The sequence below is a fragment of the Xanthomonas sacchari genome (genome assembly GCF_024266585.1).
Classification (GTDB): Bacteria; Pseudomonadota; Gammaproteobacteria; order Xanthomonadales; family Xanthomonadaceae; genus Xanthomonas_A; species Xanthomonas_A sacchari_C.
This window is the reverse complement of sequence record NZ_CP100647.1, coordinates 2,369,221-2,383,047: the sequence shown is the minus strand read 5'-3', so window position 1 is coordinate 2,383,047 and position 13,827 is coordinate 2,369,221. Positions and strand designations below refer to the sequence as shown.

The window sequence follows — 13,827 nt, the reverse complement described above, 5'->3', positions numbered from 1 at the left end:
GGGCGGCGAGTTCGTGGCGCGTGGCGACCGCTTAGGTCACCGCATACAACGACAGGACGTGTCGTGTAGGAGCGGCTTCAGCCGCGACGGGCGTTCCCGGTATAGCTCCGTCGCCGCTGAAGCCGCTCCTACACGATAAGCTGCCATGGCGAAACCTTCAGTCGCTCCAGCGTCGGAGGATGACGGAGGCGCGAATCGAACAAACGCGCCGCAACGCATCGCGCTGCCGCCAACGGGAACGTGCCGACAGCAAGCGCCACGCGCACCGCGACCCGCGCCACGTTCGATCGCCTCAGAGCTGTTGCGGCGCGGCGGCCGGGCGCCCCAGCAGATAGCCCTGTCCGTAATCGCAGCCCAGTTCGCGCAGGGTCGCCAGTTGCTGCTCGGTCTCGATGCCTTCGCCCACCGTCTCGATGCCCAGGGTGCTGGCCAGGGCCAGGATGCCGCGTACCAGCGCATGGCTGCCGGCGCCGGCGCCGCCGTCGCCATCGCCCTGCAGGCCGGCGACGAAGCTCTGGTCGATCTTCAGCACCGAGATCGGGAAGCGGTGCAGGTACGACAGCGCCGAGAAGCCGGTACCGAAATCGTCCAGTTGCGCCAGCACGCCACGCTCGCGCAGCGCCTGCAGGATGGTCAGGGTGCGCGGGGCGTCGTCGAGCAGCGCCACCTCGGTGATCTCCACGCGCAGGCGGCGCGGATCGGCGCCGGCGGTGTCGATCAGCCCGAACAGCCGCTCGGTGAAATCCGGCGAGCGGAAGTGCCGCGGCGAGACGTTGACCGAGACGTAGCCGCCCTCGCTCTGCGCCAGGCGCCGGATCACCTGCGCGTACAGCAGCCAGTCCACCTGCTCGATCAGGCCGCTCTCCTCGCCCAGGTCGATGAACTGGCTCGGCACCAGCAGCCCGCGGCTTTCGTGGCGCCAACGCAACAGGGCTTCGTGGCCGATCACCTCGCCGTCGCGCAGGCGCACGATCGGCTGATAGAACGGCTCGAAGTCGCGGTTGTTGATCGCGCGGCGCAGGTCGGCCTCGAGATCCAGGCTGCGCAGCGCCGCCTCGCGCATGGCCTCGTCGAACACCACGCAGCGGTCCTGGGTCTGCGCCTTGGCCCGGTACATGGCCGCGTCCGCGTCGCGCAGCATCTCCTCGCCGTTGTGGTAGCGCGGATGCCAGGCGGCGATCCCCAGGCTGCCGGACGGGAACAGTTCGCGGCCGGCCACCCACATCGGCTGGCCGAGCACGTGCAGCAGGCGTCGCGCCAGCTCGCGCGCGCCGTCCAGGCCGTGCTCGCTCGGCGTCAGCACCGCGAATTCGTCGCCGCCCAGGCGCGCCACCACGTCCTGGCCGCGGATCGTGGAAACGATGCGCTTGGCCACCTGCACCAGCATCTCGTCGCCGGCGGCGTGGCCGATGCTGTCGTTGACCAGCTTGAAGCGGTCCAGATCCAGGAACAGCACGGAGAAGGTCTTGCCGCCACCACGCGCGCGGGCGATCGCCTCGCTGAGCCGGTCCAGCAGATGCGAGCGGTTCGGCAGCCCGGTCAGCGCATCGTGCAACGCCTGGTGGGTCAGGCGCTGCTCGGCGCGCCAGCGTTCGGCGATCTGCGCCAACAGTTGCTGGTTGACCTCGGCCAGTTCGCGGGTGCGCTCGTCCACGCGCTGTTCCAGCTCCGCGTGCGCCTGCCGCAGCCGCTCCTGCGCGCGCTGCCGCGCCAGGCCGTTGCCGACGTTGTGCGCGACGAAGGTCAGCAGGCGCTGGTCGTGCTCGGTGAACCGCACCTTGGCGATGTAGCTCTGCACCACGATCGCGCCGACCACCTCGCCTTCGTCGAACAGCGGCACGCCCAGCCAGCTGTACGAACGCCTGCCGTAGCCCTGTACCTCCCCCCGCGCCACCAGCTCGTCGATCGAAGCGACGTCGAGCAACTTCGGATGCCCCATGCGCATCACGTATTCGGTCAGGCCGCGACCACGGCCCCGTTGCGGCCGGTACGGCGTGTACTCGTCCACCGAATAGACGAACTCCAGGTGCTTGGCGTCGTCGGACAGCAGGGCGATGTACAGGTTGCGCGCATCGATCAGCCCGCCGACGATGGCATGCACCTCGGCATAGAACTGCTGCAGGCTCTCCGAACGGATCGCCAGCTCGGCAATGCGGAACAGCGCCAACTGCAGCGTTTCGGCGCGCTTGCGCTCCTGGATCTCCTCCTGCAGGTCGTGGTTGGCGCGCTGCAGTTCCTGGGTGCGCAGATGCACGCGCCGCTCCAACTGCACCTGCGCGTGGCGCCGGTCCATCGCGGTCTGCACGTGCTGCGCCACATAGGCCAGCAGCGCACGGTCGGCATCGGTGTAGCGCAGCGCGTGGTCGTAGTCCTGCACCACGATGGCGCCGCACACACGGCCCTCGCGCAGCATCGGCACACCCAGCCAATCCTGGCTCTCCGGGCCATGCTCGGTGTTGTCGCCGACCCTCAGGCGTTCGCGCACCTGCTCCGACGGTCCGCGCACTGCGCGGCCGTGGCGCAGCAGGCCGACGGTGAGGCTTTGCGGCATGTCGCGCAGGAAGTGGGTCTGCTGCGGATCGGCGACGAAATCGTCGTGGCGATCGCAGAAGTAAAGAAAACGCATGCTTTGCTGGTCTTCGTCGTACTCGACGATGTAGCAGTTCTCCGCGTACATCAACGATCCCAGCACCGCATGCACGCGCTGCAGCATCTGGCGCATTTCCAGATCGGCGCCGGCCAGGTCGGCGATCTCGTACAGCGCCTGCTGCAACTGCTTGGATTTTTCCAGGCCCTCGATGCGCGCGCGCATGCGCTCGGTGTCGAGCAGGTTCAGGCCGAACGCGACCGCGGCATCGCACCAGGCCGCGCGTTGCGCCGCGTCCAGGGGCTGCGCCAGCTGCGCGCCGATGGCAACGCAGGCGCCCTCGGCGGTGCGGTGCACGTGCAGCACCGCCGGCGTCGTCGGCAGCGGCCCGGCGTCGGCCAGCGCTTGCGCGACCAGCGCCTGCAGCCACTCCGGCGCCTCCGCGCTGGCGCCGTACAGGCGCCCGACCACGCCGTCGCCGCAGCCGATCGCCACCGCGCTGCCGGGCGGCAGCAGGCCGCACAAGGCCTGCGCCGTGCGCATGGGCGCATGGCCGCCGGACGAGTCTTCGCGGACGGTGGCGGACGAATTGAACGGCATCGACAACGACTCTCCTGCAGGGCCCCCCGGAACGGCTCCACGCTCGCCCTACGCCATCAGCATACCCGTTGCATGAACCGATCGACGCCCGATCGACCCCGAAGCGGCGAGATGGGCGTTTGTCTCCCCATGTTGTCCGAACTGCCCCCCTTGGCTCCCACTCCCCGGCCCGCGCCTCCCGACTATCCGCCGGCCCGGCGAACGCTTAGGCTTGCCGCCGTGGACGCCCCGGTCGAAGCGAGCGACGAAGCCCTGATGCTGGCCTACGCGGCCGGCGATGCGCGCGCGTTCGAGACGCTGTATCTGCGCCACCGCGGCCGCCTGTACCAGTACCTGCTGCGACAGCTGCGCGATCGCGCGCTGGCCGAAGAACTGTTCCAGGACGTGTGGCAGCGGGTGATCGCCGCCCGCCTGGACTGGCAGCCGCAGGCCGCGTTCAGCACCTGGCTGCTGCGCATTGCCCACAATCGCTTGGGCGACCATTGGCGCGCGGCCAAGCATCGCCCGCCGGCGCCGGCCGACGCCGACCTGCGCACCGCCCGCGTGCAGGACCCCGACACCCCGGAGCGGCAACTGTCCGCCTTCGAACAACGGCGCCAGCTGCAACTGGCGCTGGATGCGCTTCCCGAGGAGCAACGCGACGTGCTGCTGCTGCGCCTGGAGCAGGAACTGAGCCTGGACGAGATCGGGCAGATCACCGGCGTCGGCCGCGAGACGGTCAAGTCGCGGCTGCGCTATGCGATGGACAAACTGCGCGCGAGGCTGGGCGGATGAGCGCCGACGAACCGCTGACCCCGGAAGAGCGCGCGCTCGCCGAACGTCTGCGCCTGGGCCGGCAGGCGCTGCCACCGCCGTCGCTGGATGCGGCGATCCTGGCTGCCGCGCGCGCGGCGGTCGCGCCGGGTGCCACCGAGATCGCGGAATATCCCAGCAGCGCCGCCGAGCGGGCGCGGGCGCACGCCGCCGCAGCGCCAGCCGCACCGATGGCGGCAACGCCCGCCAATTCCACCTCGGCCTCGGCAGTGGCTGCACCGACGTCCCCCGCCACGGCACGTTCGCGCTCGCGCTGGCCGACCTGGCTCGGCCTGGCCGCCTCGCTGGTGCTGGTGGCCGGCATCGCCTGGCGCGGGCGCCCGCCGGCGCCTTCCGCGCCGGCACCGGCGGCGCTGCCCGCCCCGGCCGTCGCGCCCGCCTCCGACGCCACGCCAGCGCCTGGCGCAGCGCCGCCACCGCCGTCTGTGGAAGCGGCGCCGCCTGCCGCCGCGCCGGCGGCAGCCACGACCGCAGCACCGACCGCGACGGCCTCCGCGCGCATGGCAGCGGAGGCGCCAGCCACGCCGCCGCCGCAGCGCGCGCCGCAGGCGCAGGCAGGCGAGCCGGCACCCGCGGAGCGCATGGCGCCGGCTCCCGCGCCACCGGCCATGGTGGCGCCCTCCACACCGCCCGCCCCGGCCGCCACGCCGGCGCCGGTGCCGGCAGTCGCAGCGGAGCGCGACGCGCCTTCCGCCGAACCCGACACGACGCGACAGGCCGCACCGGCCACGATGGCCCTGCGCGCGGCGACGGCGCAGGACAGCTTGATGCGCAGTGCGCAAACCGACAGCACCATGCAGGCCAAGCGGGCCGCGTCTGGCGCGCACACCCAGGCCACGACGTCTGCGGCATCGGACGCGCATGCACCGCCCCCGTCGACGTCGACCGCCACTCCCACCGCCGCAGCGCCGGCGCCCCCCTCCGCCGCGGCCCTGGCGGCCGCGACGGAGGCCGATGCGCGCCTGCCGCCGCGCCGCTGGCTGCAGCGGATCCGCGAGCGCCGCGACCAGGGAGACCTGGAGGCGGCGCGCGCCAGCCTGCTGCGCTTCCAGCGCGCGCATCCGCACCGGTCGGTGCCGGAGGATCTGCGCGCGCTGTTGCCGGACTGAGCCGCACCGCGCCGACGCGAGCCCCGCGACGGGCCGGCGGCGCGTGTCGTCTACAATGCCGCCGATGCCCGATACGCTCCCGCACCCCGTCAGCCACAGCGTGGAGATCAAGCACAGCCGCTTCGTGGCCCACGCCGCGCCGATCGCCGACGCCGGCGCGGCCCTGGCGTTCGTGCAGCAGGTCTCGGTGGCCGACGCCACCCACAATTGCTGGGCCTACCGCCATGGCGACGAGTACCGCTCCAGCGACGACGGCGAGCCCGCCGGCACCGCCGGCCGGCCGATTCTGGCGGCGATCGACGGCCAAGGCTTCGACCGCGTGGTGGTGGTGGTGACGCGCTGGTACGGCGGCATCAAGCTCGGTGCCGGCGGCCTGGTCCGCGCCTACGGCGGCACCGCCGCCGAATGCCTGCGCCTGGCGCCACGGCAACCGCTGCTGGCGCTGAGCCTGCTGACCCTGCACTGCGGCTTCGACGACCTGGGCGCGGTGCATGCGGCGCTGGGCGCCTGCGCCGCGGAAAAACTCGACGAACGCTTCGATGCCGGCGGCGCCGAACTGCGCCTGCGCCTGCCCAGCGATCGGGTGGACGCCTTGAAAACCCGCCTGCGCGACGCCACTCGCAATCGGGTCCGCTGTTCGGAACCCGCTCCCGCATGAACACCCCGTCGGCCGACCAGGCCAAGTCGCTGCGCAGGCTCGGCAGCCTGCGCACCCTGTGGCCGTTCGTGCGACGCCGGCGCGGCCTGCTGATCGCCTGGCTGGTGGCGCTGGCGATCTCTTCCAGCGCCACGCTGAGCCTGCCGGTGGCGGTGCGGCAGATGATCGACCATGGCTTCAGCGACAGCAGCCGCATCAACCAGTCCTTCGCCCTGCTGTTCGCGGTCGCGCTGGTGCTGGCGGTGGCCACCGCCACGCGCTTCTACTTCGTGTCGCTGCTCGGCGAGAAGGTCGTCGCCGACCTGCGCGAGCGCCTGTACGCGCACCTGATCGGCCTGCATGCCGGCTTCCACGACCGCAACCGCAGCGGCGAACTGGTCTCGCGCCTGTCGGCCGACAGCGAACTGCTGCGCGGGGTCATCGGCAGCACCATGTCGGTGGCGCTGCGCAGCACGGTCACCGCGATCGGCAGCGTGGTGATGCTGTGCGTGACCAGCCCGCACCTAGCCGCCTACACCCTGCTGGGCATTCCGCTGGCGGTGCTGCCGATCGTGCTCGGCGCGCGCCGCCTGCAGAAGATCTCGCGCGCCAGCCAGGACCGCGTCGCCGACGCCAACACCCTGGCCGCCGAGACCCTGGGCGCGGTGCGCACGGTGCAGGCGTACGCGCGCGAAGGCTACGAACGCGGCCGCTTCGGCGAGGCGCTGGCGCAGACCGTGGCGGTGGCGCGGCGCCGGGTCGGCGCGCAGGCGATGATCACCGCCGCGGCCATCGTGCTGATCTTCGGCGCCATCGTGCTGGTGCTGTGGTCGGGCGCGCACGAGGTCGCCGCCGGCGAACTGAGCGCCGGCGCACTCGGCCAGTTCGTGCTGTACGCGATGTTCGGCGGCGGCTCGGTGGCCTCGCTGGCCGAGGTCTGGAACGACCTGCAGCGCGCCGCCGGCGGCATGGGCCGCATCGCCGAGCTGTTCCAGGAGCGCCCCGAAGTGGTGGCGCCGGCGCAGCCGTGCGCGTTGCCGCAGCCGCTGCGCGGCGAGGTGCGCTTCGACAACGTCAGCTTCCGCTATCCGCAGCGCCCCGATCACCCGGCGCTGGACGGCTTCGACCTGCACGTGCGGCCCGGCGAGAGCGTGGCCCTGGTCGGCCCGTCCGGCGCCGGCAAGAGCACGGTGCTGGCGCTGCTGATGCGCTTCCACGATCCGCAATCGGGCAGCGTGCAGGTGGACGGCCTGGACCTGCGCACGCTGGACCCGTCGCAGCTGCGCGCGGCGATCGGACTGGTGCCGCAGCACCCGACCCTGTTCGCCGCCAGCGCCGCCGACAACATCCGCTACGGCCGGCTCGAGGCCAGCGAGGCCGAGGTCGAGGCCGCCGCGCGCGCGGCCGAAGCCGATACGTTCCTGCAGCAACTGCCCGACGGCTACGCCAGCGAACTGGGCGAACGCGGCGCACGCCTGTCCGGCGGCCAGCAGCAGCGCATCGCCATCGCCCGCGCCCTGCTCAAGGACGCGCCGATCCTGCTGCTGGACGAGGCCACCAGCGCGCTGGACGCGCAGAGCGAACATGCCGTGCAGCATGCGGTGGAGCGGCTGATGGCCGGGCGCACCACCCTGGTGATCGCGCATCGCCTGGCCACCGTGCTCAAGGCCGACCGCATCGTGGTGATGGACCACGGCCGCATCATCGCCCAGGGCACGCATGCGCAGCTGCTGGCGCAGGGCGGGCTGTACGCGGAGCTTGCTCGGCTGCAGTTCATCGACTGAGCACGCCGCCCTAACGACCGCGGGACTGCGGTCGGACCGCGTCTGCGCTGCGGCCGCACGCACCGCGGCCGCCGCTCCGGCGCCCCGCATTCGATGCAGCGTTCGACAGGAGGCTCCCGATGTCCTTTCGCCAATTGCCCGCCCTCGGCCCCGACGGCGAGGCCTATCTGATCACCGAGTTCCAGGACGACGCGCCGCGCCAGCAGCAGGCGCAGCACGACGCGCACCACGACAGCGGACTGCGCTACGAACTGGCCGACGGCCGCAAACTGATCCGCCGCGGCCAACAGTTCGTCACCACCGGCGGCGAGCTGACCCTGACCGCGGTCTAGCGCTGCGACGGCAAGCATCGCCGCGAGGCCCCGTCATCGCCGCTGGCGTTCGGGGCGCTGGCGGCGGACTGGTCAATTTTTCGCCAGGCCACTTGACAGGCTTGCCGCGCAAGGCGCGCCGACGGTTATCCACATGTTTGCGCAGTGGCCATCCACATGGGCTGTGGATGACTCAGGGAAGGCGGGCGTGATGCGTTTCGGGGGCGGCGGTCGCGGCTGAAGCCGCGACCACGTAAACCAGCGAACCCACGCGATCGACCAACCTCGCGCGGCTCAGCCCGCCAGCACCCGCCCGATCCCGCTGGCGTCGATCTCCGCGGCGGCCATGCGCACCGCCGCCGCGTCGCTGGCAGGATCGAAGCCGAGCCGGAAATGCAGCTCCCCCGCCTGGGTACGCGAGGAATGGATCGAGGCCAGGTTGACCCCGTGGCGCTCGAACACGTGCAACAGCGCGCGCAGCGAGCCGGCGCGGTCTTCCGGCAGGTACACGCTGAGCGCGGCCTGCTCGGTCAGATCGGCCAGCAGGTAACCGACGCGCTCGTAGCTGTAGTTGCCTTGCGCGATCGCCGCCTCGCCCAGCGCCTGCCGGTTGGCGTCGAGGAACTCGGCGCGGAACTGCGCGCGCGCCGCGTCGTCGCCGCGGCCGACCTGCGCGCGCAGCCGCGACAGTTGCGCGATCAAGCCGTCCAGCACGTCGCCGACATGCGGATTGCCGAACTGGATGTCCTCGTAGATGGCAGGATTCAGGGCCAGGATGCGCGCGATGATCGCGGTATCCAGCTCGAACGAGGCCGAGCGGTACGGCAGCAAGGCCTGCAACGGCCCCAGCGCCGGCGCATGCGCGCGCAGCACGCCCGCCTGGGCCAGGTGCGTGGCGTGGACCATCGCCTGCACCAACGCCATCACCCGGTCGTGGTGCTCGGGCGTGGTGCGCACGCACTCGCCTTCCAGCGCCGCGCACATCTGCTGCAGCCAGGGCTGCCACTGCGCCACGCGCGCCTCGCATACCACCAGCACGCGGCCCTTGAGCGTGGGCGACTTGGGCGGCGCGGTCATCGGGTGCAGCCCGGCCACTTCCGCCTGCGAGGCCAGCATCGCCGCCACCGGTCCGGCCTTGACCGAGGTGACGTCCAGCCACAGCTGGCCGCGCTCGCGGCCGCCGGCGCGCTGCACGTAGTCGCCGATCAACGTCGGGGTGTGGCGGATCGGAGCGGAGAAGATCAGCACCTGCGCCTGTTGCAGCAGCGCCTCCGGCGCCAGCGACTGCGGGTCGGCCGGATCGTGGCCGACCACCTCCAGTTGCATGCGCTCGCGGAAGAAACGGCCCAGCCAGCGCCCGTAGGCACCGGCGCTGCCGACGATGCCGACGACCGGGCGCAGGCTCACGCCAGGCGCTCGGCGACGAAGCGCAGCGGGGTGGCCAGCGCCGCCGGCGCCGCCGCCAGCACGTCCAGTTCCTCCACGTCCGCGACCAGGGTCGCCTCCAGCGCCGCATGCACGCCGGCGATGGCGCGGCCGATCGCCGCCTCGAACGCCTCGCCGCGCAACAGGAACGCCACCAGCAGCGCCATCAGCACATCGCCGGTGCCGGCCACGTCCACCGGCAGCAACGGCGAACCCCAGCGGTAGACCGCGTCGCGGCTCACCGCCAGCGTCACCAGTTGCCCGGCATCGCCGCCGACGCTGTGCGCGAGCACCCACTGCGGCCCGCGCGCCAGCAACACCCGCGCCGCGGCGATCGCCTCGTCCTGGGCCAGCGCCGGCATGCCGGTCAGGCGGCCGAGTTCGAACGCGTTCGGCGTCACCAGCCATGCATGCGGCAACAGGCGCTCGGCGAAGATCGCTTCCAGGCCCGGCTCCACGTAGGGACCGGTGTGCGTATCGCCGATCACCGGGTCCAGGCAGTAGCGCAGCGTCGGGCACTGCGGCAGCGTGGCGTCGAGCCAGTCGGCGAAGGCCGCGCCATTGCCGACGCTGCCGAAGTAGCCGGAGACCAGCATGCGCGCGCGTTGCGGCAGGCCGCGCTCGCTGGCGCCGAGCAGCAGATCGGCGAACCAGTCCGACGGCAGCACCTTGCCGCGCAGCGTGGCGTAGAACGGCGCATTGCTCAGCAGCGTGGTCGGGATTTCGGCCACGCGCAGGCCCAGCGCGCGCAATGGCGGCACCGCCGCGCTGTTGCCGGCGTGGCCGTAGACGAGTTGCGACTGCACGGAAATGACATCGACCGGCGTCGGCCCGTCGGGCCGCTGGCGGCGGCCATGGATGAGATGACTGTCTGCGGAGGCGTCGGCTGCGTTCATCGCCGTAGTGTAGCGCCAGCGCAAGCACGCCCAGAGGCGCGCATATGCGCCGTGTTGCGGGGCTTTCAGCAACAACGGCCTCAGCTGCAACGCTCCGACGAGAAAGCGGCGCGGCTGAAGCCGCTCCTGCAACGAAGACGCCAGATGCAGGTGGATCGCCACGCATCAAGCCTTGAAGATCCTGATTCGCCGCTGCACTCAGCGAGCGAAACAGTCCAGCACAACATTCCGATGTAGGAGCGGCTTCAGCCGCGACGCGTTCGACGATAACGCGTCGGGGCTGAAGCCCCTCCCACAAAAAGCCTGGCAGCGACCAGGAACGCTTGGAACATCCCGAATTCCGGCTTTCAGCAGCCGCAGGCTGTCATCCCGAATCCCGAATCCCGAATCCCGAATCCCCAATCCCGGCCTTACGACGTCATCCGATCCCAGAACCCCTTCACCCCATCGATGAAGGTCGCCGACTTCGGCGAATGCTTGCGCGCGTCCTCGCCGGTGAAGGTGGACTCGAACTGCTCCAGCAGCTTGCGCTGGTCGGCGGTGAGGTTGATCGGCGTCTCCACCACCACCCGGCAGTACAGGTCGCCTTCGCTGCGGCTGCGCACCGAGCGCACGCCCTTGCCGCGCAGGCGGAACAGCTTGCCGGTCTGGGTCTCGGCGGGAATGCGGATCTCCGCCTCGCCGCCGAGGGTGGCCACGCGCACGGTGTCGCCCAGGGCCGCCTGCGAGATGCGGATCGGCACCTCGCAGTGCAGGTCGTCGCCGTCGCGCTGGAAGATCGCATGCTCGCGCACCCGCACTTCCACGTACAGATCGCCCGGCGGGGTACCGGCCGGACCGGCCTCGCCCTCGCCCGAAAGGCGGATGCGGTCGCCGTTGTCGACGCCGGCGGGAATCTTCACCGACAGCACCTTGGTCTCTTCCACGCGCCCGGCGCCGCGGCACACGCCGCACGGGTTCTGCACGATCTGGCCGCGACCGGCGCAATGCGGGCAGGTCTGCTGCATGGCGAAGATGCCGCGCTGGATGCGCACCTGGCCGCGCCCGTGGCAGGTGCCGCAGGTCTCGACCTTGCCGTCCTCCGAGCCGCTGCCGTGGCAGTGCTCGCACTCGCTCAGGGTCGGAATCTCGATGCGGCGCTCGATGCCGGCCACCGCTTCCTCCAGGTCCAGCTCCAGCACGTAGCCGATGTCGGCGCCACGCCGCGGCGCACGCCCGCCACCGCCGGCCCCGCCGAAGATGTTGCCGAAGATGTCGCCGAAGATATCGCCCATGTCCGGGCCGCCGGGACCGCCGCCCATGCCGCCCATCCCGTGCTCGAACGCGGCGTGGCCGTGCGCGTCGTACATGCGCCGGCGGTTGCCGTCGGACAGCACCTCGTAGGCTTCCTTGCATTCCTTGAACGCGGCCTCGGCGGCTTGGTCGCCGGGATTGCGGTCCGGGTGGTACTTCATCGCGCAACGGCGATAGGCCTTCTTCAGCTCGTCGTCGCTGGCGGTGCGGGCCACACCCAGCACTTCGTAATAGTCGCGTTTGCTCATAGCTGGGAATAGGCGGTGGAGAATGGGGAATGGTTCAAAACGGGCATCCTTTGGCGATACGTCATAGCGGCGTTGAAACCGGGAACCTTAAACGGCGAAGGAGCGGAGCCTGAGCACCGCTCCTTCGAAAACCGATTCCCTACAGCTGGGTCACGCCTTCTTGTCGTCCTTGACCTCGGTGAACTCGGCGTCCACCACGTCGTCGGACGGGGCCGAGGCGTGCGCGCCGCCGCCGGCGTTGCCGCCCGGCTGCTGCTCGCCGGCGGCCGCGGCCGCGTACAGCGACTGACCGGCCTCTTCCAGCGCCTTGGTCTTGGCCTCGATCTGGCCCTTGTCGTCGCCCTTCATCGCGGTTTCCAGATCCGCCAGCGCCGACTCGACCTTGCCGATCACGTCACCGCCGACCTTGCTGCCGTGCTCGGTGATCGCGCTGCGGGTGGCGTGGATCAGGCCGTCGGCCTGGTTGCGCGCCTGCACCAGCTCGTGGAACTTCTTGTCTTCCTCGCGGTTGGCTTCCGCGTCGGCGACCATCCGCTGGATCTCATCGTCCGACAGGCCGGAACCGGCCTTGATCTCGACCTTCTGTTCCTTGTTGGTCTTCTTGTCCTTGGCCGACACGTGCAGGATGCCGTTGGCGTCGATGTCGAAGGACACCTCCACCTGCGGCAGGCCGCGCGGCGCCGGCTCGATGCCGGACAGGTCGAACTTGGCCAGCGACTTGTTGAAGCGGGCCTGCTCGCGCTCGCCCTGCAGCACGTGCACGGTCACCGCCGACTGGTTGTCCTCGGCGGTGGAGAACACCTGCGAGGCCTTGGTCGGGATGGTGGTGTTCTTCTCGATGATCTTGGTGAACACGCCGCCCAGGGTCTCGATGCCCAGGCTCAGCGGGGTCACGTCGAGCAGCAGCACGTCCTTGACGTCGCCGGCCAGCACGCCGCCCTGGATCGCGGCGCCCAGCGCCACGGCCTCGTCCGGGTTGACGTCCTTGCGCGGTTCCTTGCCGAAGAACTCGGCCACGGCCTGCTGCACCTTCGGCATGCGGGTCTGGCCACCGACCAGGATCACCTCGGTGATGTCGCTGGCGCGCAGGCCGGCGTCGTTCAGCGCGGTGCGGCACGGGTCGATGGTGCGCTTGACCAGGTCCTCCACCAGCGCCTCGAGCTTGGCCCGGGTCAGCTTGATGTTGAGGTGCTTCGGGCCCGACGCGTCGGCGGTGACGTACGGCAGGTTGACCTCGGTCTGCTGCGAGGACGACAGTTCGATCTTGGCGCGCTCGGCGGCGTCCTTCAGGCGCTGCAGCGCCAGCGGATCCTTGCGCAGGTCGATGCCCTGGTCCTTGTTGAACTCTTCGACGAGGTAGTCGATGACGCGCTTGTCGAAGTCTTCGCCGCCCAGGAAGGTGTCGCCGTTGGTGGCCAGCACTTCGAACTGCTTCTCGCCGTCGACGTTGGCGATCTCGATGATCGACACGTCGAAGGTGCCGCCGCCCAGGTCGTACACCGCGATCTTGCGGTCACCGCCCTGGGCCTTGTCCAGGCCGTAGGCCAGCGCGGCCGCGGTCGGCTCGTTGATGATGCGCTTGACGTCCAGGCCGGCGATGCGGCCGGCGTCCTTGGTCGCCTGGCGCTGGCTGTCGTTGAAGTACGCCGGCACGGTGATGACCGCCTCGGTGACGGTCTCGCCCAGGAACGCCTCGGCGGTCTTCTTCATCTTCTCCAGCACCTGCGCGGAGATTTCCTGCGGCGCCAGCTTGCGGCCGTCGGCGGTGGCCACCCAGGCGTCGCCGTTGTCGTGCTGGACAATGCCGTACGGCACCAGGCCGATGTCCTTCTGCACTTCGGCGTCGGTGAACTTGCGGCCGATCAGGCGCTTGACCGCGTAGAAGGTGTTCTTGGGGTTGGTGACAGCCTGGCGCTTGGCCGAGGCGCCCACCAGTACTTCGCCGTCCTTGGTGTAGGCGACGATCGAAGGCGTGGTGCGGTCACCCTCGGAATTCTCGATGACGCGCGCCTTGCCGCCGTCCATGATCGCCACGCACGAGTTGGTGGTGCCCAGGTCGATGCCGATGATCTTGCCCATTGCGATGACTCCTGAAAGGTCGTGTTTCCGGCCAGTGCCGGGATC

The 13,827-nt window shown here is 70.8% G+C and carries 10 protein-coding genes; 5 read left to right on the top strand and 5 right to left on the bottom strand.

The window, feature by feature from the left end; all coding sequences use genetic code 11:
• Positions 1-292: 292 nt before the first annotated feature.
• Complete coding sequence (locus NKJ47_RS09750) at positions 293-3,187, bottom strand: EAL domain-containing protein (protein WP_254461245.1); 2,895 nt, start codon at positions 3,185-3,187, stop codon at positions 293-295.
• A 219-nt stretch (positions 3,188-3,406) separates the two neighbouring features.
• Between NKJ47_RS09750 and NKJ47_RS09745 the strand changes: the two genes are divergently transcribed.
• The 5 genes from NKJ47_RS09745 to NKJ47_RS09725 all read left to right on the top strand — a co-directional run bounded on the left by NKJ47_RS09745 (position 3,407) and on the right by NKJ47_RS09725 (position 7,862).
• Positions 3,407-3,961, top strand: coding sequence for an RNA polymerase sigma factor (locus NKJ47_RS09745; protein ID WP_254461244.1), 555 nt, complete (start codon positions 3,407-3,409; stop codon positions 3,959-3,961).
• Positions 3,958-5,109: a hypothetical protein gene (locus NKJ47_RS09740; protein ID WP_254461243.1), complete on the top strand. Its 1,152-nt coding sequence runs from the start codon at positions 3,958-3,960 to the stop codon at positions 5,107-5,109. The genes NKJ47_RS09745 and NKJ47_RS09740 overlap by 4 nt, the downstream gene beginning before the upstream one ends.
• Positions 5,110-5,173: 64 nt before the next feature.
• Positions 5,174-5,767, top strand: a complete 594-nt coding sequence (locus NKJ47_RS09735; protein WP_254461242.1) for an IMPACT family protein — start codon at positions 5,174-5,176, stop codon at positions 5,765-5,767.
• Positions 5,764-7,530 (top strand): ABC transporter transmembrane domain-containing protein, encoded by a 1,767-nt coding sequence (locus NKJ47_RS09730; RefSeq protein ID WP_254461241.1) that lies wholly within the window; start codon positions 5,764-5,766, stop codon positions 7,528-7,530. Before NKJ47_RS09735 ends, NKJ47_RS09730 begins: the two co-directional genes overlap by 4 nt.
• A gap of 119 nt (positions 7,531-7,649) precedes the next feature.
• On the top strand, positions 7,650-7,862 hold the full coding sequence (locus tag NKJ47_RS09725) for a hypothetical protein (protein WP_254461240.1): 213 nt from the start codon (positions 7,650-7,652) through the stop codon (positions 7,860-7,862).
• Positions 7,863-8,135: 273 nt separating this feature from the next.
• Here the strand turns inward: NKJ47_RS09725 and NKJ47_RS09720 are convergent, their stop codons facing one another.
• From NKJ47_RS09720 to dnaK, 4 genes are all read right to left on the bottom strand, one after another.
• Positions 8,136-9,248: a prephenate dehydrogenase gene (locus NKJ47_RS09720; protein WP_254461239.1), complete on the bottom strand. Its 1,113-nt coding sequence runs from the start codon at positions 9,246-9,248 to the stop codon at positions 8,136-8,138.
• Positions 9,245-10,162, bottom strand: coding sequence for a pyridoxal kinase (pdxY, locus tag NKJ47_RS09715; RefSeq protein ID WP_254461238.1), 918 nt, complete (start codon positions 10,160-10,162; stop codon positions 9,245-9,247). Before pdxY ends, NKJ47_RS09720 begins: the two co-directional genes overlap by 4 nt.
• Before the next feature lie 410 nt (positions 10,163-10,572).
• Positions 10,573-11,703 (bottom strand): molecular chaperone DnaJ, encoded by a 1,131-nt coding sequence (gene dnaJ / locus NKJ47_RS09710; protein ID WP_254461237.1) that lies wholly within the window; start codon positions 11,701-11,703, stop codon positions 10,573-10,575.
• A gap of 150 nt (positions 11,704-11,853) precedes the next feature.
• The gene (gene dnaK, locus NKJ47_RS09705) at positions 11,854-13,782 is read right to left on the bottom strand and encodes a molecular chaperone DnaK (protein WP_254461236.1); all 1,929 of its coding nucleotides are present in this window, start codon (positions 13,780-13,782) and stop codon (positions 11,854-11,856) included.
• Positions 13,783-13,827 lie beyond the last annotated feature (45 nt).